This window comes from Stenotrophobium rhamnosiphilum (assembly GCF_003052265.1).
Lineage (GTDB): Bacteria > Pseudomonadota > Gammaproteobacteria > Nevskiales > Nevskiaceae > Stenotrophobium > Stenotrophobium rhamnosiphilum.
Genome location: NZ_QANS01000008.1, coordinates 1 through 23,959 on the forward strand (window position 1 = coordinate 1; position 23,959 = coordinate 23,959).

General features: G+C 55.6%; 22 protein-coding genes. 10 read left to right on the plus strand and 12 right to left on the minus strand.

Annotated elements, in window-relative coordinates:
• Window positions 1-185, plus strand: a 185-nt coding sequence (locus CJD38_RS18600; protein ID WP_206363058.1) for a hypothetical protein, incomplete at its 5' end; no start/stop codon positions are given.
• Window positions 186-366: 181 nt separating this feature from the next.
• Here the strand turns inward: CJD38_RS18600 and tyrS are convergent.
• On the minus strand, window positions 367-1,578 hold the full coding sequence (gene tyrS, locus CJD38_RS16905) for a tyrosine--tRNA ligase (protein WP_170107382.1): 1,212 nt from the start codon (window positions 1,576-1,578) through the stop codon (window positions 367-369).
• 213 nt (window positions 1,579-1,791) lie between these two features.
• On the opposite strand from tyrS, the gene CJD38_RS16910 reads away from it, so the two are divergent.
• The 3 genes from CJD38_RS16910 to CJD38_RS16920 all read left to right on the plus strand — a co-directional run bounded on the left by CJD38_RS16910 (window position 1,792) and on the right by CJD38_RS16920 (window position 6,096).
• Window positions 1,792-3,198 carry a M23 family metallopeptidase gene (locus CJD38_RS16910; RefSeq protein WP_107941568.1) on the plus strand — a complete coding sequence of 469 codons (1,407 nt, stop codon included), beginning with the start codon at window positions 1,792-1,794 and terminating at the stop codon, window positions 3,196-3,198.
• Window positions 3,199-3,212: 14 nt separating this feature from the next.
• Window positions 3,213-4,319, plus strand: a complete 1,107-nt coding sequence (locus CJD38_RS16915; RefSeq protein ID WP_107941569.1) for an anhydro-N-acetylmuramic acid kinase — start codon at window positions 3,213-3,215, stop codon at window positions 4,317-4,319.
• A 91-nt stretch (window positions 4,320-4,410) separates the two neighbouring features.
• Window positions 4,411-6,096 (plus strand): hypothetical protein, encoded by a 1,686-nt coding sequence (locus CJD38_RS16920; RefSeq protein WP_107941570.1) that lies wholly within the window; start codon window positions 4,411-4,413, stop codon window positions 6,094-6,096.
• A gap of 61 nt (window positions 6,097-6,157) precedes the next feature.
• On the opposite strand, the gene erpA is transcribed toward CJD38_RS16920, so the two are convergent.
• Genes erpA through argC form a run of 4 tightly spaced genes read right to left on the minus strand, consistent with a single transcriptional unit; the run spans window position 6,158 to window position 8,794 of the window.
• Window positions 6,158-6,523, minus strand: a complete 366-nt coding sequence (gene erpA, locus CJD38_RS16925; protein ID WP_107941571.1) for an iron-sulfur cluster insertion protein ErpA — start codon at window positions 6,521-6,523, stop codon at window positions 6,158-6,160.
• A gap of 20 nt (window positions 6,524-6,543) precedes the next feature.
• A complete protein-coding gene (locus tag CJD38_RS16930; protein ID WP_107941572.1) occupies window positions 6,544-6,999 on the minus strand; it encodes a bactofilin family protein in 456 nt (151 codons plus the stop codon).
• 4 nt (window positions 7,000-7,003) lie between these two features.
• A complete protein-coding gene (locus tag CJD38_RS16935) occupies window positions 7,004-7,753 on the minus strand; it encodes a DUF6776 family protein (protein ID WP_107941573.1) in 750 nt (249 codons plus the stop codon).
• A gap of 9 nt (window positions 7,754-7,762) precedes the next feature.
• The gene (argC, locus tag CJD38_RS16940; RefSeq protein WP_107941690.1) at window positions 7,763-8,794 is read right to left on the minus strand and encodes an N-acetyl-gamma-glutamyl-phosphate reductase; all 1,032 of its coding nucleotides are present in this window, start codon (window positions 8,792-8,794) and stop codon (window positions 7,763-7,765) included.
• Between the two features lie 92 nt (window positions 8,795-8,886).
• Between argC and CJD38_RS16945 the strand changes: the two genes are divergently transcribed.
• On the plus strand, window positions 8,887-9,303 hold the full coding sequence (locus CJD38_RS16945) for a CopD family protein (protein ID WP_107941574.1): 417 nt from the start codon (window positions 8,887-8,889) through the stop codon (window positions 9,301-9,303).
• Here the strand turns inward: CJD38_RS16945 and CJD38_RS16950 are convergent.
• On the minus strand, window positions 9,300-9,746 hold the full coding sequence (locus CJD38_RS16950) for a GNAT family N-acetyltransferase (protein ID WP_107941575.1): 447 nt from the start codon (window positions 9,744-9,746) through the stop codon (window positions 9,300-9,302). The genes CJD38_RS16945 and CJD38_RS16950 overlap by 4 nt on opposite strands.
• On the minus strand, window positions 9,743-11,206 hold the full coding sequence (locus CJD38_RS16955; protein ID WP_107941576.1) for a RimK family ATP-grasp domain-containing protein: 1,464 nt from the start codon (window positions 11,204-11,206) through the stop codon (window positions 9,743-9,745). Before CJD38_RS16955 ends, CJD38_RS16950 begins: the two co-directional genes overlap by 4 nt.
• A 167-nt stretch (window positions 11,207-11,373) precedes the next feature.
• Here CJD38_RS16955 and CJD38_RS16960 point away from each other — a divergent pair, with 167 nt between their 5' ends.
• Both CJD38_RS16960 and CJD38_RS16965 read left to right on the plus strand, forming a co-directional pair.
• The gene (locus tag CJD38_RS16960; RefSeq protein WP_107941577.1) at window positions 11,374-12,381 is read left to right on the plus strand and encodes an SPOR domain-containing protein; all 1,008 of its coding nucleotides are present in this window, start codon (window positions 11,374-11,376) and stop codon (window positions 12,379-12,381) included.
• 109 nt (window positions 12,382-12,490) lie between these two features.
• Complete coding sequence (locus CJD38_RS16965) at window positions 12,491-13,174, plus strand: hypothetical protein (RefSeq protein ID WP_107941578.1); 684 nt, start codon at window positions 12,491-12,493, stop codon at window positions 13,172-13,174.
• Window positions 13,175-13,232: 58 nt separating this feature from the next.
• On the opposite strand, the gene typA is transcribed toward CJD38_RS16965, so the two are convergent.
• Window positions 13,233-15,068 carry a translational GTPase TypA gene (typA, locus tag CJD38_RS16970; RefSeq protein ID WP_107941579.1) on the minus strand — a complete coding sequence of 612 codons (1,836 nt, stop codon included), beginning with the start codon at window positions 15,066-15,068 and terminating at the stop codon, window positions 13,233-13,235.
• 128 nt (window positions 15,069-15,196) lie between these two features.
• Entirely contained in the window at window positions 15,197-16,378 is a 1,182-nt protein-coding gene (purT, locus tag CJD38_RS16975; RefSeq protein WP_107941580.1) for a formate-dependent phosphoribosylglycinamide formyltransferase, read from the minus strand.
• Window positions 16,379-16,490: 112 nt separating this feature from the next.
• Between purT and pyk the strand changes: the two genes are divergently transcribed.
• The 3 genes from pyk (at window position 16,491) to CJD38_RS16990 (ending at window position 19,362) form a co-directional block, all read left to right on the plus strand.
• Complete coding sequence (pyk, locus tag CJD38_RS16980; protein WP_107941581.1) at window positions 16,491-17,915, plus strand: pyruvate kinase; 1,425 nt, start codon at window positions 16,491-16,493, stop codon at window positions 17,913-17,915.
• Between the two features lie 62 nt (window positions 17,916-17,977).
• Window positions 17,978-18,685: a glycerophosphodiester phosphodiesterase gene (locus CJD38_RS16985; protein WP_107941582.1), complete on the plus strand. Its 708-nt coding sequence runs from the start codon at window positions 17,978-17,980 to the stop codon at window positions 18,683-18,685.
• Between the two features lie 17 nt (window positions 18,686-18,702).
• Complete coding sequence (locus CJD38_RS16990) at window positions 18,703-19,362, plus strand: glutathione S-transferase family protein (protein ID WP_107941583.1); 660 nt, start codon at window positions 18,703-18,705, stop codon at window positions 19,360-19,362.
• A 15-nt stretch (window positions 19,363-19,377) separates the two neighbouring features.
• Here CJD38_RS16990 and ppk1 read toward each other — a convergent pair whose 3' ends face one another.
• The 3 genes from ppk1 to glnA all read right to left on the minus strand — a co-directional run bounded on the left by ppk1 (window position 19,378) and on the right by glnA (window position 23,900).
• On the minus strand, window positions 19,378-21,450 hold the full coding sequence (gene ppk1, locus CJD38_RS16995; protein ID WP_107941584.1) for a polyphosphate kinase 1: 2,073 nt from the start codon (window positions 21,448-21,450) through the stop codon (window positions 19,378-19,380).
• 65 nt (window positions 21,451-21,515) lie between these two features.
• On the minus strand, window positions 21,516-22,400 hold the full coding sequence (locus tag CJD38_RS17000; RefSeq protein ID WP_107941585.1) for a phosphatase PAP2 family protein: 885 nt from the start codon (window positions 22,398-22,400) through the stop codon (window positions 21,516-21,518).
• Window positions 22,401-22,490: 90 nt separating this feature from the next.
• On the minus strand, window positions 22,491-23,900 hold the full coding sequence (glnA, locus tag CJD38_RS17005; RefSeq protein WP_107941691.1) for a glutamate--ammonia ligase: 1,410 nt from the start codon (window positions 23,898-23,900) through the stop codon (window positions 22,491-22,493).
• Window positions 23,901-23,959: the final 59 nt, after the last annotated feature.

Genomic DNA, 23,959 nt, shown 5'->3' on the forward strand with positions numbered 1-23,959 from the left:
CACGGAAGCACCCACACAAATTACTTGCTTTGACTGTTAAAGATCTGGCTGTCGGCTCGCTTCAAAACTTCAAAGCGGCGTCAGCGGGGAGGCGAATTCTACATAGGGCTGATAGGGCGTCAACAACCTTTTATGAAGAAAATATTAAACCAATGATTAATAACGAATTTTTAGTTTTAAAATGAGCATTCAACAGGCCAAATTGCGCAGAATTTCCACGTGCTTCAAATGGTAATTCTTCTATATTCGATCAAATTAAACATTTAACGGCTTAATTTTCGAATCTGCGGCATGCAAACAGCAAAAACCAACTGCATAAAAAATGCCCCGCAAAGCGGGGCATTTTTAGTGACACTTTGAAAGCGCTTAACTATTCGCTTTAAGCACCGCACGTGCATAACGACGCGAACCCACTTGCAGGAGATAAGTCTTCCCCGGCAACAACGCCAGACCTTTGTCTTCTACACGCTGCTGATCCACGCGAACCGCCTTCTGCTCGATCATGCGATTGCCTTCTGTATTACTGGCCACAAGCCCCGCTTGCTTAAGAACGTGCGCCAATCCCATGCCAGCTGCAGGCACAGCGATCTCTACCTCTGGAATATTCTCAGGAAGCTCTCCCTGACTGAACTGCGACACAAATTCTTTCTGCGCCGCCTCGCCCGCTGCAACACCATGGAAGCGCGCAACGATCTCCTGCCCCAATGCAAATTTGATATCGCGTGGGTTGGCGCCCTGCTCAACGCTGGCACGCAAGCCCGCGATCTCGCTTAAGGGGCGGAACGACAGTAAGTCGTAATAGCGCCACATCAGCGTGTCGGAGATCTTCATGATCTTGCCGAACATCTCGCCCGGCGCATCATTGACACCAATGTAGTTGCCCAGAGACTTCGACATCTTCTGAACGCCGTCCAAACCCTCAAGGATAGGCACCGTCATGATGCATTGCGGACGCTGTTGATGCGTCTGCTGCAAATGACGCCCGACTAGCAGATTGAATTTCTGATCGGTGCCGCCCAGCTCCACATCCGCCTTCAAGGCCACGGAGTCGTAACCCTGCAATAAGGGATAGAGGAACTCATGCACGGCGATCGGCAAGCCTTCTTTGTAACGCTTGCTGAAATCATCACGCTCCATCATGCGCGCGACCGTATGCTGCGCAGCGAGACGGATCATGCCCTCAGCGCCCAGCTTGTCTAGCCAATGGCTATTAAACGCGATGGTGGTGCGCTCAGGATCCAGAATTTTGAAAACCTGATCCTTGTAGGTCTTTGCATTCTCTTCAACCTGCTCGCGCGTTAAAGGCTTGCGCGTTTCGTTCTTGCCCGTGGGGTCGCCGATCATGCCGGTGAAGTCGCCGATCAGGAAGATTGCCTCGTGCCCAGCCTCTTGAAACGCACGCAACTTGTTGAGCAGCAGCGTATGTCCAAGGTGCAAATCTTTAGCTGTCGGGTCGAAGCCGGCCTTAATTCGTAGCTTTACACCTTTTTCCGCCGCTTCTTTAAGCCGCGTACGGAACTCTTCGCGAGGAATGATTTCTTCTGTACCGCGTTCGATTTCGGCGAGGTCAATTGTCATGATTTTTGCTTGGACTTTGGTGAGGGCAAACCCTCGAGTGTTGTTTTGTTTAACTTTGTGACGGACACCAACAAGATAACCCAAGTGCTTGCGTCATATGAGAAATTATGTTCCCTTACGTCTTTGCTGCACCAAAAAAGACTTGAGTCACCCAAAAAACAGGGAGAGTGACTGCGCTCTAAGCGCGGCCCGTTTATCTTTTGGATCAAATAGATGAAGCAAGATTATAGCTTAAGCACCGCGCCTCGCCGATTGGCAGCGTGGCGCTCGGTATTGATGGCCGGAATTTGCGCAGTAAGCCTCACAGCGTTGCTGACGCGTGAAGGTACTGCCAGCCGTCACACCGCAACACCGAACGAAGCGACAACTGCAATCACCACCACCGACGCCACCACGGGTGCTGCGTTCGATACTGCCGTTCAAGATTCCGTAAGCGACACCCTGCCCATTCCAAGCTCCACTGACTGGGTCACTGTAGAAGTCAAAGCAAACCAAACCATCTCTTCGATCATCGAAGGGCAAGGCATGGCCAAAGATGAATGGCTTGCTTTGATGGCGCTCGGCAAATCCACTTCGCGCCTCAAAAAGCTGCGCTCCGGTGACAAGATCAGCCTGCGCAAAAACTCAGAAGGCGAACTCGAAGAACTGTCGTTCGAACTCGATCAGACGCACACGCTGCAAGTCCGTCGCGTTAACGACAAGCTAGAAGCAATCACCCTTGAAGCCGAACTTGAACGCCGCATTGCTCAAGCTGCCGGCACGATCACCCATTCACTATATGTAGACGGCGCTAAGGCCGGACTCAGCAAGCGTCAGATTTCATCGTTTGTTTCGCTGTTCAACTATGACGTCGACTTTGCACTCGGCTTGAGCGACGGCGATCGCTTCGTCGTGATCTATGAAACGCTCTACAAAGAGAACGGCGAGAAAGTTCGTGACGGCGACATCATTGCCGCCTCACTGACCAGCCGCGGTCGCACCTACCGCTCGATGCGATACACCCGCGCTAACGGCACGTTCGCTTATTACGCACCAGATGGTCAGTCGCCTCGCAAAGCGTTTATCCGCACGCCAGTCGATTTTGCACGCATCAGCTCCGGCTTCAACCTCGCACGTCGCCATCCCATCCTCAACATTATCCGCGCACACAAAGGCGTGGACTATGCTGCAGCGACTGGCACGCCAGTGAAGGCAACCGCCGACGGCAAAGTAGAGTTCAAAGGCATCAAGAGCGGCTACGGCAATGTGATCGTGCTCAAGCACGGCTCGAAGTACGAAACCGTTTACGCACATCTCTCGCGTTATCGCGAAGGCTTGCGCCAAGGCCAACCAGTCCGTCAGGGCCAGGTCATCGGCTATGTCGGTTCGACCGGTCTCGCAACCGCGCCGCACTTGCACTATGAATTCCACGTCAACGGGCAGTACAAGAATCCGCTGACTGTTGCGCTGCCACGCGCCAATCCGCTCTCGCGTTCACAGTTGGCAAAATGGCGTGCTGAGAATGCATTGGTCATCGCGATGATGGATGAACTCAGCCCTGTCACTGCGTCGAACGACAAACAAGACACAACGAAAAGCCGCAAAGCGAAACTCAGCAAAGCTGCCAACACTCGCGGCTAATGTAGGTTAGCGACATGCGCGCTTTATATATTGGCGTCATGTCGGGAACCAGCATGGATGGCGTCGACGCGGCGCTATGCGAATTTGACGGTCTGATTTTTCGCAAACTCGTTGCGACACATACGCTGCAATACGAAGTCGCTCTCCGTGAGCGGCTTCTGCATTTACAGCGCCGCGAACCCAGCCTCACGCTGCGTGAATTTGTTGAGCTTGACCAGGGCGTAGCCAAAACATTTGCATCGGCCGTGCAAGAACTCATCGCGCAAGCTGGCGTGCAGCCTTCGCAAATCACCGCCATCGGCAGCCACGGCCAAACCATTTTTCATGATCCGCTGGTTCTTGGCAGCAGTCTGCAGCTAGGCAACCCCAGTCTGATCAGCGCGCACACCGACATCGATACCGTCGCTGATTTCCGCCGCAAAGACATGGCGCTCGGTGGTCATGGCGCGCCGCTTGTGCCTGCGTTTCACGAAGCAATCTTTGGCTCACGCAACGAAATGCGTTGCGCCGTAAATATCGGCGGCATTGCCAACATCACTGTGTTGCCATGCGACGAAAAACCAGTGCGCGGTTTTGATACCGGCCCTGGCAATGGATTGATGGACGAGTGGGCTGCGCGTCACTTACAGAAATCTTTCGATCACAACGGCGAATTCGCCGCCGCCGGCACGCTGAACCAAAACTTGCTCGACGCCCTGCTTGCCGATCCCTACTTCGCATTAACACCGCCAAAGAGCACAGGTCGTGGCGACTTTCATCTTGATTGGCTGGAACAGCGTTACCCGACACTGACGCAGCTGTCGCCTGCAGACGTGCAACGCACGCTGTGTGAACTCACTGCGCGCAGCATCGTCGATGCCATCGCTGCTCACGCTCCAACAACACATCGCATCATCGTCTGCGGTGGCGGCTCTAAAAATGGTTTCTTGATGCAGCGCTTGACCGCGCTCAGCGGAAAGCCGGTGGGCGTCAGCGATGACTATGGTCTGTCCAGCAGTTGGGTCGAGGCTGCAGCTTTTGCGTGGCTGGCCATGCGCACGATCAACAATCTGCCCGGCAATCTTCCCGCAGTCACCGGCGCCAGCGCGTCCAGCATTCTCGGTGGCATTTTCCGCGCTTGAAGCACATCAGCCTGCTTAGGCTGATTTTCTACTTCTGAGCGAGCAAAGCAGGTGATAGTTTGCCGCCCCCATTAGCGACTCAGAAAATCCAATGCCTGCAATCAAGATCACGTCAGCCGCGAGCATTGGTTTAGCGATTTTCTTAACTGCTTGTGGCAGCAGCAGCCCCGTTGATCAGCAAGCTGCAACAAAGCCGCGTCCAGTCATCACCGATACCGGCCCCGCGTCTGGAACACGCACACTGCCCGACCCGCTCTGCGTCGACGATTACTTGGGCACTACAGGCCTGCTCGCTTCGCTGCCGATTGATCACGGCTCACTAGGCCCCGATGCAATTGAAGGCGGTGCCGCTGCAGAACCCAGCATTGCCGTCACCCTGCCCGCGCGCGTACATCTGCGCGGCACGCGTGAAAGCTACACCGCCAAGCACTACGTCGCCGTGCGTGAAGGACGTTTGTTTGTAAAAGCCAATGAAGAAGTCACTGGCACACAGGAGATGTGGCGCGAAATGCTGGTGCCGCGCTGCCTGCAAGGCAAAGTGAGCGAAGTCTCCGCCGACGGCACCGTCGTGCTCGCACTCAATCAAGCCCGCGATATTTACAGCTGGGACAGCGCCAACTACGGGCCCGGTGCCAGCGGTTGGACGCGCCGCTGGGGCGCGCCGTTCTGGACTGACATGGGCGAAGCGATTCCCGCCGACGTGCGTGACTGGGCAACCTCGCACACTTCCGGCTCAAGCGACGACGTGAACTACATCGACTCCGCAGGCCGCGAACAAGCGATCTACGGCATCCTCACCGTCTACGCGCTACGTGGCGATGGTCTGCGCATCACTTACATGGATCCTTGGCTGCCCAGCGACGAGAGCCGCGAAGTCTGCGGCCCTGAGCGCGGCACGGTGCCGATGGCGGGCCTCACTGGCAGCGGATCAACCGTGATGGTGGTTGGCCGCGACGGACGCATCTACACGCGCCTTTACGAGTTCGATGTATCCGGCGGCAACGCCGTGTTCTTTGATTACTCATGGCAAGACCAAGAAAACGTCGCCGCGCCGCTACTGCAACTCCCTGCGCCAGACTGGATTGCACACAGCACGATCCCTGGCCGATTCACCAATCGCCTGAGCCTGCGCAAACTTCCGCCGGATACACGCCATCGCATCATGCGTGTAGAAGGCTGGGACAGCAGTGGCCGCACGGGTTACTGGCAGAAAGATATTGCCGAAAGAAAATGGAAGTTCGTGCGCACTGACGAAGCGATTCGCGGCACTGAAATGCCCTTGCAAGACACCGCGCGCTATCTGCCAGAAGACAGCCGCTACAGCGGCAACATTGATGGCTACGCAGCAGAAGTACTCGACTTCAATCCTTACTGCTCACCCGCCACCTTGCGTCTGCAGATCGAAGGCAAGCCACTCGATCTCGTACTGCACAGCACCGACGGCCTTCGACAAGAACGCCGCGCGCGTGGCCTCGACGGCAATCCGCATGTTTATCGTTCTGCGGTGGAAGTGCCTAAAGCAATCTGGAACAAGCTCGATACACAGCCGGCAGCCGTACAAACTTTCATTCGTGCGCACTTCGGCAGCAAACGCTTTCTCACCGGTCCGCTCTCGGCCACACCCGGCAAACTACAAATTGCGCAGCCGTGCTGGACGCTAAGACGCGATAGCGATGTTCTCGATTTGCCAGTGCCCTTTCCGGACGCAGGCATCATTGCGGCAGAAGTATTGGCCGCGCAGGAAGAAGGAAGACTACCAGCCGTCTGTCTCCCTTAAACCTCAGACACAAAAAAGCGGCCCGAAGGCCGCTTTTTTGTTTGCGCAAATATTTACCAGATCAAACCGAGAACGATGATCCGCAACCGCAGGTCGTGGAAGCATTCGGATTGCGAATCACAAACTGCGAGCCCTCAACCGATTCCTTGTAGTCGATATCCGCACCAGTCAGATACTGGAGACTCATCGGATCGATCAACAACGTCACGCCGTTTTTCACGACAACCGTGTCATCTTCCTCGCTGTGCTCATCAAACTTGAATCCGTACTGAAATCCGGAGCAGCCACCGCCAGTGACAAACACCCGCAGCATCTGCTCGGTATTAATTTCATCACTCAACAGCTCGCGCACTTTGTCCGCCGCTGAATCGGTGAAATTCACCAGTGGGAGTTCCTGCGCCTGCGCGTGGGTATCGTTCAAATCCATGACACAACCTCTGGGCTAAATTAAAGCCCTTTTAAGCGGCGTGCTTCACGGAGTTCGTCCGTGTTGTCATCGCCAGAATTCTGTAACGCAGGCGTTGCATGTCCGTCACCGGTTTCATGCACCAGCTGGCCATTAACTGCCGCGCCGCCTTCCATTTCCAGTATGCGGTAGTAGACATTGCCCACCACGCGCGCTCTTGCTGCCAGTGTGATCTTGCCGGCGGCATGTACATCTCCGACAACCTGACCGTTCAACACTATATTGGGGACGCGAACGTCGCCTTCAATGCATCCCGACTCACTTACCGACAAAGAAGAGTTCTTGTCGCCCGATGAATCGACCTTGCCTTTGATCTTGCCGTCGATATGAAGGCCACCGGCAAAACGCACGTCACCGAGAATTTCGGTCTGACGGCCAATGAGGGTGTCGACGCTACCGCCCGTTTTGGCTGGGCTGCTTCCAAATAGTTTGCTCATTTCCTTACTCTCGCTTCAGAACGATTTTGTTCCAGTCGAACTGATCCTCAACTGGCGGGGCTCCTTCCACATCTGTGACCAGCTTGGCGGTCACTCGCATCGGCTTAAATCCCTCGGGCAGATTCAACTCGCCGGAGAATTCTTCAAAGTACTTGAAGGAAAATAGCAGATTTTTAGTATCCCCAGTGGCGACATCTTCCCAACGCAGGGTTTGTTTGACGCCCAGTCGCGAGCCTTCGATCAACAAATTGATGCTGCCATCGATGCGACGGTCATGGCGCACGGACTGAATCAGGGCTAATTCATAGCGAAACGCTCGTGGATTAGCCCCGGGAATCAATTTCATGTCATAAATTCGCACACCAGCGCGTGCAAGGTCAGGCGAAACGATGCCGCGATAAAACGCCAGCTGCTCGCGCAGATCTGACACTTCTTTCTGTAAACCACCGAGCGAGCCCTTCACCGTATCGCAGGCCTGGGTATCAATCTCGCCAGATTGCTGGGTGTAGACCACCTGATCTTTCAGCGTCGACACTTCTTTGAGCGCCGAGCGCAGATCGTGACTGAGCTGACGACGCTCATCGCGCAGCTGCTCGACCTCCAACTGCGAACGCGCGAAGTCAGACACCGTATGTGCACGCGTATAGCTGTAAAGCGCAAATGCGCCCAACGCCAACAGGGCAGCACCAGCCGCAACGAAACCTGGCTTACGCCAAGGCCGGTGCTGCTGAATGATGATTTGGTGCTTCTTCAAGAGATTCGCTTACGGCATCAAAGGCGGTGCTTTCAGACCCAATGTTTCATCGAGACCAAACATGAGATTCATACACTGCACAGCCTGGCCAGAAGCGCCCTTCACCAAGTTGTCGATCACCGACAGCACGACCACCGTCTTGGTGTCCGGTGCTTTGTGCACGGCAATACGGCAAACATTTCCGCCGCGCACCGAACGCGTTTCTGGGTGATCGCCCGCAGGCAATACATCCACAAACGGCTCGTTCTGATAACGCGCTTCAAACAACTTCTGCAGATCGACGGAGCGATCTTTCAGCCGCGCATAAGCCGTGACATGAATGCCACGAATCATCGGCGTCAGGTGCGGCACAAACGTCACGCCCACAGGGCCGCCAGCAACGATGCCGAGTTCCTGATCAATCTCAGACTGGTGACGATGTCCGGTCACGGCATAAGCCTTGAGCATGTCGGCGGTCTCGCTATACATCGAGCCGAGCTTGAGTTCGCGACCCGCGCCCGAGATACCAGTCTTGCTGTCCGCAATGATGCCGTCGGTTTCAATTACGCCCGCAGCCAGCAGCGGCGCCAAAGCCAGCTGTGTAGCGGTGGCGTGGCAGCCGGGGTTGCCGATGACCCGCGCTTTGCGAATCTCGTCACGATGAAGTTCTGGCAAACCGTAAACCGCTTCGCTCAGCAGATCCGTCGCACTGTGGTCCATCTTGTACCAGTGCTTGAACTGCGCGGTGTCTTTCAAACGGAAGTCAGCCGACAGGTCGACGATCTTGACGCCCGCAGCCACCAGCTCCGGCGCCATCTGCATGGCGGTGCCGTGTGGCGTGGCAAAGAACACCACGTCGCAACCTTTCAGCGTGGCAACGTCAGGCGCGCTATAGCAAAGATCGGTATGGCCGCGCAGCGAAGGATAAAGCGCATCGGCGCGACGGCCGGCTTCCTGGCGCGAGGTGAGAACCTGAACCTGAACCTGCGGGTGCTGCGCGAGAATCCGCAGCAATTCGGCGCCGGTGTATCCGGTGCCGCCAACGATGCCTACCTTAATCATCTCTTTTTCTGCCACTTCCAAAACCAAGGGCGCGATAATAGGCCTTCTGGACGCGCTAGTCATGCGTCTGCCCCTGCGTAAGGAAGGTTCTCGTGCTCTGGCTCAAAGCGTTTCACATCATCTTCATGGTCACTTGGTTCGCCGGCCTGTTCTATCTGCCGCGCTTGTTCGTGTACCACACGGAAGTCACTGACGAAGCTGGCCATCAACGCTTTGTAACAATGGAACGCAAACTGTTCGCGATCATGAGCATCGGTATGCTCGGCACACTGGTCTGCGGCGTGCTGATGCTGATGAACAACACGGCATATATGCAGATGGGTTGGGTGCACGCCAAGTTGGGCCTCGCGTTGCTGCTGATCGGCTATCACCATTGGCTGATTGCGCCGATGAAGCGCTTCCGTACCAAGACCAACACCAAGAGCGGGCGCTACTATCGGCTCATCAATGAAGTGCCAGCCTTCTTCTTGGTCACGATGGTGATCTTGGCGGTTGTGAAGCCGTTCTAAAGCGCTTTACGCAAACGCAATCCGTCGCTGCCATCGTCGTAAAAAGCGGGCAGCGATTTTTCTTCGGCGTAACCCAGCTTGCGATACAGCGCCCTTGCGGCGCTGTTGTCTTGACGCACTTCGAGCGTGACCGCGCTTAAACCCAACTTGCGCGTTTGTGTTTCTGCAGCGGCGACCAACTTTGCAGCGAGTCCTTGCCCGCGCATCTGCGGTAGCACAATCACTGAATAGATACGCGCGCTGTGAACGCCCTTGCGCGTGAGCAAGACCAGCGAACCCACCAGTTCATTCGCTGCTTCGACGACCCAGACATGCGCACTCGGCGCACGCAGAAAATTCCGCACGGAACGTGCAGACATTCGGTCAGAAGGAAAATGCGATTCCATTTCCAAGATTGCTGCAGCGTCTTTTGCAGCGCCACGGCGAATCTTGATGGCGCTCATGTCTTGGTGCGTGCTTCAAGACGTTTAAGAAAATACTCCATCACCTTTCGATAGAGCGTTTCCTTCAGAAACAAATCTTCAACGCCGAAATCGATATTCGGGTTGTCGTTAACCTCAATGACCTTCACGACTTTGCCGAACTGCTTGAGATCGACACCGTAGAGACTGTTGCCGACAGCTCGCGCGGCTTGCACGGCAATGGTCAACACCTGCGCCGGAACATCTTTGATATCCAGCGTTTCGTGTTTGCCTTCTTGCTTGCCGCCGTTCTTGCCGCGCTTCACGACCTGCCAATGTTCTTTGGCCATGTAGTAGCGACAGGCGTAAAGCGGTTGGCCATCGAGCACGCCGACGCGCCAATCGTATTCAGTCGGTTCAAACGACTGCGCGATGATCAGATCAGAGCGCTCCAACATTTCGCGCGTCTGACGTTTGAGCTCGGCCTCGGTCTCAACCTTGATCACGCCTTTCGAGAACTGCGAGTCCGGCTGCTTGAGCACGCAAGGGAAACCCAACTCACGCGCAACATGACTGACGTTGCCGCGATGAATCAACAGTGTCTTCGGCTGCGGGATGCGGTGACGATCCATCAACTGTGCGAGGAATACTTTATTCGCTGCGCGCAAAATCGAAACCGGATCATCCACAACAATCAAACCTTCACGTGCGGCACGTCGTGCGAAGCGATAAGTGTGATGATTAACCGCCGTAGTCTCGCGAATGAATAGTGCATCGAACTCAGCAACGTGACCGTAGTCACCCTTGTCGAGAAACTCGACTTCAAAGCCAAGATCTTCTGCCGTTCTCTCAAATAGCTTGAGCGCTCGTGCATTCGACGGCGGCTCTTTCTCGTCTTCGTTAACCAGAATCGCTAAGTCGTAACGTGCAGATTCTTTCTTCGCACGCGGCGAGCGTTTGCGCGTGAAGTAGCCGCCGGCCGCTTGATACAAAATTTCGTGATGCGATGGCGGTACTTCGCCCAAAGCGATGGCACCCAAGGTATCGACGCGCCATTCGTCATCGCGATAAACAAACTTGGCTTGTAGCAAGGGCGCGGGATACAGATTGAACAACGCACGCGCGAGACGTTCGTGACGCTTGGCCAGCGATACGCCAAAGTAAACGTTCATCACGTACTCAGACGAACCGATACGCGCAAGACTCTGCTGAATCAGCTCTTCGATTTCATCATTGAGTACAGACGGTGATTCCGCCAGCTTCAAATCCTGAATTGTGGTGACTTCTGGCAGCGGCTTGTGTCCACGCGCACTCGCGAGCAGCGACACGTAATAGCCGGTGCTCTGATAACTAAACGAACGACAGAGGTTGTAGATGCGCGTCGTGCGCGGTGCGCGCGTATGCGTTTCGTGCGTGAGGTAATCCCAAGCAGTAACCACTTCAACGTCGGGAATATCGACGGGCCAGTCTGAGCGCTGGTCAACCACCACCACGCCGGTCATAAGATCACGCCACGCAAATGCGCCGCGCTGCAGATGGCGGCATCAGTAGGGAAAGGCTCAGGTGAATCTTGCGCGTCGGGCATGTTTGGAGCGGTTGTTATGGGCTGCTACCGCGCGCGAATCCTAGCATGGCTTGCAGTGATCGCGGCCATACAAAATAATGCCGTATGCGCTATACGATCCTGATCGGCCTGCTGGCCGCCGTCGCCCTGCCTGCACGTGCAGAAATTCCACTCGACGCTGCTGAAGTCATACAGCCCGCGCAGCTCATTCGTGACAATCGCACGACGGCATTGCAAGTGCGTCAAACGCTGGCCGAAGGCGACATCATCAAAACCGGCGGCAGCCGCGCTTCGGTGACCATGCACTTTGCCCGCGACGGAATTCTCACACTCGGGACCTCCAGTCAGCTGCTTATTCATGGCGCATCACCAGCCAATCTCGGTCGCGGCGAAGTACTGCGGGCGCAACTGGTGCGCGGCGAACTAACGTTGGAGGCCTACCCCGCCAGCAATACCGTGCCCAAAGACTATCGCCTGAATGTCGGGCCACTTCAGGTGCGCGCGCTCGGCGCCGATATGTGGGCGTTCGCCAACAGTGAAGGCGAAGCGGTATGCCTCCATCAAGGCGCACTCGAAATCACCGGTAGCGTAGGCGAGCAACGACTCGACTTTGCTGGAGATTGCCTGCGGCACCGAACCGGAGGCCCGCTGCAATTTCTGCCGGGCGGCGAAACAGAGCTGAAAGATCGTCTGCTGACGGCTGAGCAAAGCACGGTCGATACCGCAGAAGCCGAGCTCCGTCCCGTCAATGTGACGACGCCTCCGAAGATCCAAGTAACGCCGGCGCCGGTAGTTGTCGCTGCAGTAGCTGCACCCGTATCCGCACCTGTGTCTACACCTGCGTCTGCACCCGCCCCACGCAAAGCCGTGAACACTTCTCCACAGTGGGTTGTGGTGATCGCCACGGCACGGAGCCGTGAGGCCGCAGAAGGCATCGCTTATAAGCTCGCAAAGCGAACCCTGAGAACCACGGTTCGCGAAACCGGCAAGCCGCAGGCCCCGTATAGCGTGACCTTTGGAAACTTTGCGACACAGAAAGAAGCGACCCAATTTTCGAAGAAGCTTCAACGCAAATACCACCTGAAAGTGCTTCGCGTCGCGGCCTTGTCCTAAACCTGCACGGCAGATAAACGGCAGAAACATCACGCTTCGACGGAACGCCACTCCTCGCTAAGCCGCGCATGATTCCACACAGGACTTCCGAGTTCGTGTGGAGGCGGCAATGCTTGACGATGACATCCGTATTTTGGTCGCGCAATGGCGATCACTCGCGACGTATCCATTGCTGGTCGCCGCGCTCACTTGCAGTGCCAAATGCGCGCACGCAGCTGACAACTCCACTGCCACGCCACGCTGGAATTATCGCGACTATCTGCTCTATAGCGCGCCGCCATCGCCCGCCATGTTTGGTCACCCGCAAAACATGACGCAGATCAGCATCGGTCAGATTCTGCAGCAGCGCAACATCAACTCCGGCGGCGCCGCACGCAATTTATTGTTGTCAGCAGGCTTTGATACGCGCGCCGATTGGGAGTCGATCCGATACGGCCTAGGTTTCTTTACGAACCTGCCGGAAGCCGGCCAATTTCATTTCAATCTCTATGTGCGCGCCAACGCGAAGCGACCTGGTTTCCGATGGCAGTTGCAGCCGACAGGATTGCCGATCGTGTCGGAGTCTGGCCATCAAAACTGGTCAGTCGGTGGCTACGTCGATTACAGCCGTGCGCAGCGAGGGCAAAGCACCCGCGTCGGTGTGGCGCCACAACTCATTCTTAATCTCAGCCCAACGCTACACGTTCCGGGTGACGCACAAGCCAGCATTCAATACGCGTATTGGCGCAGCACACTCGATGACGATGCTCCGCAGGGTCGTGCATTGCAGATGGCGCTGCGCTGGCGGTTTTAATTCGATCCACAAATACAAAAAGGGCCGCTTTCGCGGCCCTTTTTATTTACGGCTTAAATTAGCCGTCATTGCCCGAACGTTTACGCTCGTGCTCTTTCAAGAACTTCTTACGCACGCGGATCGACTGCGGAGTCAGTTCAACGAGTTCGTCGTTGTTGATGAATTCCAGAGCCTGTTCTAGCGAGAAGCGAACTGGCGGGGTGAGGATGATGTTTTCGTCCGAACCCGAGGCGCGCATGTTGGTGAGCTTCTTGCCCTTCAGTGCGTTCACAACGAGATCGTTTTCACGTGAGTGAATACCGACGATCTGGCCTTCGTAAACTTCATCGCTAGGCGCTGCAATCATCTTGCCGCGTTCCTGCAGGTTGAAGAGTGCGTAACCGAGCACTTTGCCCTGTTCGTTGGAGATCATCACGCCGTTACGACGTTCGCCGATGCCAGCAACTTCAGCCTTAGGACCGAAATGGTCGAAGTTGTGGAACAGCAAGCCGGTACCGGAGGTCATCGACATGAATTCCGTCTGGAAGCCGATCAGGCCGCGCGAAGGAATGATGTATTCCAAACGGACGCGACCGCGACCATCTGGAACCATGTTCTGCATCTTGCCGCCGCGCTCAGCGAGGCCGGTGATGGTGCCGCCCTGGTTCGCTTCTTCAACGTCTGCAATCAAAGTTTCGAACGGTTCGTGCATCACGCCGTCGACTTCTTTGAGAATAACCTGCGGACGCGACACGCCAATTTCGTAGCCTTCGCGACGCATGTTTTCGAGCAACACGCCGAGGTGCAACAGGCCGCGGCCTGAAACCTTGAACTGGTCTGGGCTTGCGCCCTGCTCAACGCGCAGCGCGACGTTGGTTTTGAGTTCTTTCTGCAGACGGTCGCTGATCTGACGCGACGTTACGAACTTGCCTTCCTTACCAGCGAAGGGCGATTTGTTGACCTCGAAGGTCATGCTCATCGTTGGTTCGTCGACAACCAGTGTCGGCAGCGCTTCTGGATTCTTGGCGTCGCAAATCGTTTCGGAAATGCCGAGTTCTTCGATACCCGTGATGGCGACGATATCGCCAGCCTGTGCTTCTGGAACTTCGACTTTGTCGAGGCCCATGAAGCCGAGAATCTGCAGAACCTTACCCATGCGGACCTTGCCGTCACGGCCAACAACACTGACCTGCGTGTTGGATTTGATCTTGCCGCGCTTGATACGGCCGGTGCCGATAACACCGACGTAGCTGGAGTAAGCCAGCGACGTAACCTGCATCTGGAACGGACCATCAACGTCAACCTTCGGCGGCGGAACCTTGTCCACAATCATCTGGAACAATGGGTCCATGTCGCCTTCGCGGATGTCTGGATTGTCGCCAGCGTAACCGTTGAGTGCCGATGCGTAGATCACTGGGAAGTCGAGCTGCGTGTCGTTAGCGCCGAGCTTGTCGAACAGGTCAAACACCTGGTCCATAACCCAATGCGCGCGAGCGCCTGGGCGGTCAATTTTGTTGACGACGAGGATCGGGTTGAGGCCCATGTTGAAGGCCTTTTGCGTCACGAAGCGCGTCTGCGGCATTGGGCCGTCAGCAGCGTCAACGAGCAAGCAAACGCAATCAACCATCGACAGAACACGTTCCACTTCGCCGCCGAAGTCGGCGTGTCCGGGGGTGTCAACGATGTTGATGCGATATTCGATATTGGTGCGCTTATCCGTCCAGCGGATCGCGGTGTTCTTCGCAAGAATCGTAATGCCGCGCTCACGCTCCAGATCGTTGGAGTCCATGATGCGTTCGCCGAGCTCTTCGCGCTTGTCGAGGGTGCCAGACTGTCGCAGCAACTTGTCCACCAGGGTCGTTTTGCCGTGGTCAACGTGGGCGATAATGGCGATATTGCGGAGATTCTCAATCATAGGAAATGATGCGGCGCAGCAAAAAATGGGTCGCGTAGTTTACGCGTATCCCCTCAGCCGCGATAGGGGCCTGATAGTTGTCATCTTTTACAGTTTTGTGGCGGCCGGTCAGACCACCACAAACCGGCTCAGCCCTGCTGATGAACCGCTGAGCCCGCCCGACGCGCCTTGGCGCGGGCCTCTTCAATCGTGTCACCCAGCGCTAAAGCCACGCCCATACGACGTTTTCCGATGATTTCGGGTTTACCGAACAGACGCAATTGGGTGTCCGGCTCGGCCAAAGCTTGAGCCGAACCGACGAAAGCTGGCGCCTTGCGGTCGCCTTCCAACAGGATGGCGCTGGACGCTGCCGGACCGCGCTGGCGGATATTCGGGATCGGCAAACCCAGAATCGCGCGGACGTGTAGCGCAAATTGAGGCAAATCCTGCGAAATCAGGGTGACAAGGCCGGTGTCATGCGGACGCGGTGAAACCTCACTAAAGATGACGTCTTCGCCACGAACGAACAGTTCCACACCAAACAGACCGCGCCCACCGAGCGCAGTGGTGATTTTTTCAGCAATCTCTTCTGACTTGCGCTGCACCGTCGCCGACATCGGCTGCGGCTGCCAGGACTCGCGATAGTCGCCATCAACCTGAAGATGACCAATCGGCGCACAGAAACTTGTGCCGCCCACATGGCGCACGGTCAGCAAAGTGATTTCGTAATCGAAAGGCACAAAGCCTTCGACGATCACGCGGCCCGCACCGGTGCGTCCGCCATGCTGGGCGTATTCCCAAGCATGCGCGATATCAGCCTCTGACTTGATCGTGCTCTGCCCTTTGCCGGATGACGACATCACCGGCTTGATCACGCAGGGAATTCCGACGACTTTTACCGCTTCGCGGAAGTCGGCTTCGTTATCGGCAAAGCGATATGGCGAGGTCGGCAGCTTCAGCTCTTCGGCGGCAAGGCGGCGAATGCCTTCGCGATCCATTGTCAGACGCGCAGCCAGCGCAGTCGGGATCACGGTGTAGCCTTCTTTTTCCAACTCGATCAGCGTCGGCGTATGAATCGCCTCAATCTCCGGCACGATGTAGTGCGGTTTTTCGAGTTCGATCACGCGGCGGATCTCTGCGCCATCCAGCATGTTGATCACATGACTGCGATGCGCAACCTGCATCGCAGGCGCGTTGGCATAGCGATCCACGGCAATGCACTCCACACCGTAACGCTGCGCTTCGATGACGACTTCTTTACCCAGCTCACCGCTACCCAACATCAGCAAGCGAACGGCATTGCCGCTGAGCGGCGTTCCCAAAATAGTCATAAATAATCTTTTCGTGGTCCAGATTCAGTTCAACTTCGATAAAAGTTTGTGCGGGAATCAACACAGCTTCATCGAGCGGTAGTAAGCTAATTCTATCTGGAGAAAACACGCAATGCGCCGCCGCACCAAAATCGTCGCCACCCTTGGCCCCGCCACCGACAGCCCCGAAGTTCTGAAACGCCTGATTGCTGCTGGCGTTGATGTGGTCAGACTTAATTTTTCACACGGCAAAGCCGAAGATCATCAGCGCCGCGCCATGGCTGTCCGCGCTGCCGCCGCTGAACTCAAGCGCGATGTCGGCATTTTGGCTGACCTGCAAGGTCCAAAGATTCGCATCGAAAGCTTTGCCGATGGCCCGGTCGATCTGCAGGAAGGCCAAGCCTTCACGCTCGATACCGCGCTCGGCACCAACGCGGGCGATATCACTGTCGTCGGCTGTGCTTATGAAGAGCTTCCGCAAGACGTTGCGCCCGGCGATGTTCTGCTGCTCAACGACGGCGCCATCACCATGCTGGTCGACAAGATCGAAGGCACGCGCATTGTCTGTAGCGTGCTCGTAGGCGGCATTCTGTCGAATCGCAAAGGCATCAATAAGCAAGGCGGCGGCCTATCCGCTGCTGCGCTGACCGACAAAGATAAAGAAGACCTGCGCACTGCCGTTGCGCTCGATGTCGACTTCATCGCCGTCTCCTTCCCTCGCTCTGCTGCGGATATGGAAGAAGCGCGCACATTGGTCAAAGAAGCGGGTGGCACACAGCTTCTCGTCTCAAAGATTGAACGCGCAGAAGCGCTGGTCAATCTTGAAGAAATTGTTAAAGCATCAGATGTAGTGATGGTTGCTCGCGGCGATCTCGGCGTTGAGATTGGCGACGCTGAATTGCCCGGCTGGCAAAAACGCATCATCGCCGTCTCGCGCGAACAGAATCGTTTGGTGATCACCGCAACTCAGATGATGGAGTCGATGATCAGCAGCCCGATTCCAACGCGCGCGGAAGTGCTCGACGTTGCCAACGCAGTTATGGATGGCACCGACGCCGTCATGCTCTCGGCCGAAACCGCTGCCGGCAAATATCCGATCAAGACCGTAGAAGCGATGGCACGTGTTTGCATTGGCGCAGAGTCCAGCGCCGTCAGTCACTACCGCCGCGACTCACTGCGCTTCGACACCCACTTTGCGCACACTGACGAAGCTATCGCTATGGCCACCGCGTGGACTGCACGTCATATGCAAGCGCAAGCGATTCTCGCGCTGACGGAGTCCGGCAACACCGCGCTACTGATGTCGCGCAGCGGCATTCGCATTCCGATTTATGCGATGACGCAACACGAACGCACGCGCCGCAAGATGTCTTTGTGCCGCGGCGTTTTCCCAGTTGCGTTTTCGCCGATTGATTCTCTCAAGCCATCAGAAGAAGCCATTACAACACTCGCTGCCTGCGCCACACTCAAATCTGGCGAGCGCGTGCTTGTGACCAAAGGCGACTTCGATGGTTTTGCGGGCGGCACCAATAGCCTCAAGATTTTGATAGTGCCTTAAAACGTTTAGCCCTCTCTTCTGCATGCAGAAGAGAGGCGCATTAAAGCCGCTGGAGGTGTGCGATGGAATCGAATAACCCTTCACGAGAATTCACTGTCATCGGCCATCGCGGCGCGCGTGGTCACGCCCCAGAAAACACTCTGCTCGGCTTTGATGCCGCGCTATGTCTCGGCGCGCATTGGGTGGAGTTTGATGTGCAACTCCATGATGGCGAACTGCTGCTGATGCACGACCTGCGACTGGAACGTACAACCAACGGCAAAGGTCGGCTCGACGAACACACGTTTGCACAACTGCGAACGCTTGATGCTGGCAAAGGCCAACAGATTCCTACGCTGCAAGAAGCGCTATCGCTGATTGACCAACGCATCGGCGTCAACATCGAACTTAAAACTTGGAACGGCACGGGTGCAGCCGTCGCGAATGTTTTACGTGAGGTTGTCGCGCAAGGCTGGCCACTGGATAAAATCCAAGTGTCGTCATTCCACTTGCCCGAGCTTTATGAATTCCACGATCTCGCACCAGAAATTCCGATCGGCGTTCTGCTCTGTGGCGTACCGCTGGACTGGGCCGGTTGCGCAGTTGAGCTTGGCGCCGGCTCGCTCAATATCTCAGATGAATTTATTGACGAACGTCTGATCGCTGATGCTCACGCGCGTGATCTCAAAGTATTTGTCTACACCGTCAATCACCCCGACGAAATTACGCGCATGAAAGCAATCGGCGTTGACGGCATCTTCACCGACTATCCCGATCGCGCACTCGCTTAACTTCACACGGAACCACCATGATCACGCTCTTCACGGCGCCCACGCCGAATGGCCACAAAGCTTCGATCATGCTCGAAGAACTCGGCGTTCCTTACAAAGTGCAACTCGTGAACATCGGCATTGGCGACCAAAAAAAGCCCGACTACGTAAAGCTCAATCCCAATGGCCGCATTCCAACCATTGTTGATCACGAGAATGGCGACTTCGCCGTATTTGAATCCGGCGCCATCCTGATTTATCTCGCCGAGAAGTACGGCAAGCTTTTGCCGAGTGACGTCAAAGGCCGTTCAGAAGTCATTCAGTGGGTGATGTTTCAAATGGGCGGATTAGGGCCGATGCAAGGCCAAGCCAATGTTTTCTTCCGCTACTGGCCAGAAAAATATCAGCCGGGCATTGATCGCTATCAGAAGGAAACGCGCCGCATCTACGAAGTGCTCAACGCGCGCTTAGAAGGCCGTGAGTTTCTTTGCGACGAATATTCCATCGCGGATATCGCGACTTATCCTTGGGTAAAGATTCACGCTTGGGCAGGCGTAGAAGTTGAAGGCCTGCCGCATCTGAAAGCATGGATGACGCGCATGTGGGAGCGCCCCGCAGTTCAGCGCGGCCTCGCAGTGCCAGGCAAAGTGGATCCAGAAGCAATTTTGAAGTCCGCACAGAGCATTGTTGTACGCTAGTGCACGACTAAAGAATCAACTCTGAGATTCTTCCAGTAGCTTGATCTGCACGCCCTTGCCTTCCGGCTTTTCAGCGCGCTTATAGACGCCATCGGCGTGCAAGAACCAACTCTGCGCGGTGTCTGCTAGATAAGACTGCAGCTGATCGATGATGCGTTCGCGGATTTTCTTGTCGAGTACTGGGAATGCGATTTCCACACGACGGAACAAGTTACGTTCCATCCAGTCAGCACTCGATAAATACACTTCTGGCTCTTCGCCATTCTGAAAATACAGTACGCGCTGGTGCTCAAGGAAACGACCAACGATCGAACGTACGCGAATATTTTCAGACAAACCTTTCACGCCCGGACGCAGTGCGCACATGCCGCGCACGATCAGATCAATCTGCACGCCCGCCTGTGACGCCTTGTACAAGGACTGAATTATTTCCGGCTCTACCAAGCCATTCATCTTGGCGATGATGCTTGCGGGCTTGCCCTTCTTCGCATTCTCCGCTTCGCGTTCAATCTTGGCGTGCATACCTTTTGATAAGGTAAACGGAGACTGCAACAGATATTTAAGCTTGCTAACTTTGCCGAGGCTGGTGAGCTGCAAAAACACAGCATGCACGTCCTTGCACATTGCAGCATCAGCGGTGAACAAACCGTAGTCGGTATACATGCGCGCAGTGCGCGGATGGTAGTTGCCGGTACCAAGGTGGGCGTAATGCCGCAGGCCGGTTTCTTCGCGACGAACGACCAAGCACATCTTGGCGTGCGTCTTATAACCGACGACGCCGTACACAACATGCGCACCAACATCCTGCATTTTTTCAGCGAGATCGATGTTGTCGGCTTCATCAAAACGCGCACGCAGTTCAATCACTACCGTAACTTCTTTGCCTGCGCGAGCCGCTTCAATCAGCGCATCAACCACAAGCGACTTTGCGCCCGTGCGATACAGCGTCTGTTTGATCGCAAGAACTTTAGGATCTCTTGCCGCCTGACGCAGAAACTCTACAACCGGCATGAACGAGTCGTAAGGATGCTGCAGCAACACATCGCGTTCACGCACGACGCTGAAAATATCGCCACCAGCGAGCGCCTTAGGAATACGCGGCGTGAACGTCGGATACTTGAGGTCAGGACGATCCACCATGTCCGGAATCGCCATCAGGCGCATCAGGTTCACAGGACCGTTCACCGAATACACATCGGCTGGCGTGAGCTGCAGAACGTCCATCAGGTATTGCGACATTTGCTCTGGGCAATTGTGCGCAACTTCGAGGCGAACCGTGTCGCCCCACTGGCGCTGCGACAACTCGCCTTCCAGTGCAGCGATTAAATCTTCGGCTTCTTCTTCATCAACCAACAAATCGGAATTGCGCGTAACACGGAACTGATAACAGCCACTCGCTTCCATGCCTGGGAATAGATCATCGACGTAAGCATGGATAACTGAAGACAGGAAAACAAAATCGTGCGGGCCAGTGCCTGCAACATCTTTAGGAATCTGAATCAGGCGCGGCAATGCACGCGGCGCCTGCACCACTGCAAATGCCGTGTTGCGACCAAAGGCATCTTTGCCTGAGAGCGACACAATAAAGTTGAGTGATTTATTCAGAATGCGTGGAAACGGATGCGCTGGATCCAGCCCCATTGGTGACAGCACTGGCAGCAATTCATCGCTGAAATATTTACGCAGCCATGAGTCCTGCTCCTGCGTCCATTCCGAACGACGCAAGAAGCGCACGCGCTCTTTTTCCAACTCAGGAACGATCACATCGTTGAACACGCGGTATTGCTCATCAACCAACGCATGCGCGCGCACGCTGATCGCGCCTAGCATTTCCTGCGGCATGATGCCGTCAGGCAGGCGCTGGTTGGGATTGAGCTCGACCATCTGCTGCAGGCCAGCAACACGAATCTCGAAGAACTCATCGAGATTGGAGCTAGCAATGCAAAGAAACTTCAAACGTTCCAACAAAGGAACAGTTTCATCTTTGGACTGTTCAAGCACGCGGCGATTGAATTCGAGCAGCGACAACTCTCGATTCAAGAAAAGATCAGCGGGCTGCAATTCCATTTCGGGCGGATTCTGGCTCATAGACCGTCTAGTAGACACTTCCTTTGCTACGGTTATATGACAACGCTAACACCAAAAATGTTCGATCAGGCGCTCTGTTCCTGCATTTCAATCTCGCCGGCCATTCTTGACCGTTCATAAAGATACGCCGTTGATACGCCAATCGCAGCAATAACGACGCCTCCGAGCAGATCAACGACATAGTGATAGCGCAGGTAAACCGTCGACACCCACAAGGCAATGCACGGCAGTAGCAGCCACCAGAAGCGGCGACGGTAATGGCGGAAATCAAAAATCAGCAGGTACAGTGAAGCCGCGCAGTGAATGCTCGGGAACACATCAACGCCGTTACTGCCCTGATTCACCATCGGCAACATTGCTTGCGTGAGCCAACCACCATCAAGCGGCGGCAGGTCCGTCATGCTCAAGTGCGGGCCACCAGCGGGTAGCAAGGTGTAACCCATAAAGCCCAATGCATACGTGGTGAAGAGTCCGACGATGCAAGCGCGGAAGCGCGTTAGATCGTTCACGCAATACCAGCCCGGGCCGACGATCAAAATGTAGAAAAAGAATAGATAAGCCGCGACCATTAGATCGGTGAACCACGGCAGATGCACCGCTGTTAACGCAACCGCTGGCGTAAGGCCCAACAAGGAATGATCAAGTTGCGCCAGCAATGCATCCGCAGATGAAACGCCGAGTAAAGGCACTGCTGTTGCGAGTGTGTAAAACGAAAGCCCCATCACACTGGGATACCACAGCAAGCGAACGCGCCAAGCGATAGAGCTAGGTGCGCGACCACTCGCCGCAACTGCGACGACGCAACCGAATGTAAATGCGAAGAAGGCGAGCGTGTGCCAGTCGGAAAAACCGACGCTCATAGCCAAGCGCACTGCAGTCAGCGCGAGAAATCCGCCGAAGGCCCACTCGTGGGGCAATACGTGACGCTTGTTGGTGACGCTTTCGCTCAAGCCTTGCTCCAATAGAAAACGCCCCGGGGCAACCGGGGCGTTTAAGTTTACTGCACGTTAACTGCGCGCTAAATACGCGCGGTTGGCGTCTTAGAGCGAGTAGTACATTTCGAACTCGATCGGATGGGTCGTCATGCGGAAACGCGTGACTTCCTGCATCTTCAGTTCGATGTAAGCGTCGATCAGTTCGTCGGTGAAAACGCCGCCCTTGGTCAAGAACTCGCGGTTCTTGTCGAGGTGTTCCAGCGCCATGTCCAACGAGTGGCAAACGCGTGGAATCTTTGCATCTTCTTCTGGTGGCAGATGGTAGAGATCCTTGTCCGAAGCTTCGCCCGGGTGAATCTTGTTCTGAATGCCGTCCAGACCAGCCATCAACATCGCGGTGAACGCGAGGTAAGGGTTGGCGGTCGAGTCAGGGAAACGCACTTCGATACGGCGGCCCTTAGGGTTCGCAACGTAAGGAATACGGATCGAAGCCGAACGGTTACGAGCCGAGTAAGCGAGCATCACAGGCGCTTCAAAGCCTGGAACCAAACGCTTGTAGCTGTTGGTGCCTGGGTTGGTGAACGCGTTCAGCGTCTTGGCGTGCTTAAGGATACCGCCGATGTAGTACAAAGCGGTTTCGGAGAGACCGCCGTAGCCGTCGCCGGAGAACAGGTTCTTGCCGCCCTTAGCGAGCGACATGTGAACGTGCATACCGGAACCGTTGTCGCCAACGATTGGCTTAGGCATAAACGTTGCTGTCTTGCCGAAGCTGTGAGCAACGTTCTGCACCACGTACTTCAGTTTGAGAACGTCGTCAGCCTTCTGCACGAGCGTGCCGAACTTAACGCCGATTTCGCACTGGCCAGCGGTAGCAACTTCATGGTGATGCACTTCGCATTCCATGCCAACGTCTTCCAACGTCGTGACCATTGCCGAACGGATGTCCTGCAGCGCGTCAACGGGTGGAACTGGGAAGTAACCACCCTTAACAGCAGGACGGTGACCGGTGTTGCCGGCTTCGTAATGCTTGCCGGAGTTCCAAGCTGCGTTTTCAGCGTCGATTTCAACGAAGCAGCCCTTCAGGCCTGAGTCGAAGCGGATGCTGTCGAAAATGAAGAATTCATTTTCAGGGCCGAAGAAAGCGGTGTCGGCAATGCCGGTGCTCTTCAGATATTCCTGAGCGCGCTTCGCGAGTGAACGCGGATCGCGGCTGTAGCCCTGCATGGTTGCAGGTTCAATAACGTCGCAGGTGATGACCAGAGTTGGGTCATCAAAGAACGGGTCCATAAAGGCGGTGGACGCGTCCGGCATCAAAATCATGTCGGATTCGTTGATGCCCTTCCAGCCAGCGATCGACGAACCGTCGAACATCTTGCCTTCGGTGAACAGCGCTTCATCAATGGTGTGAGCCGGCACGGTTACGTGCTGCTCTTTGCCCTTGGTGTCGCAAAAGCGGAAGTCAACGAACTTCACGCCCTTTTCTTCGATAGTCTTCAGTACGTCTTTACCCGACATGGGTGTCTCCTGCAGGAACGGTGGATAGGGTCGCCAGCAATCATGACCAGCGATGCGCC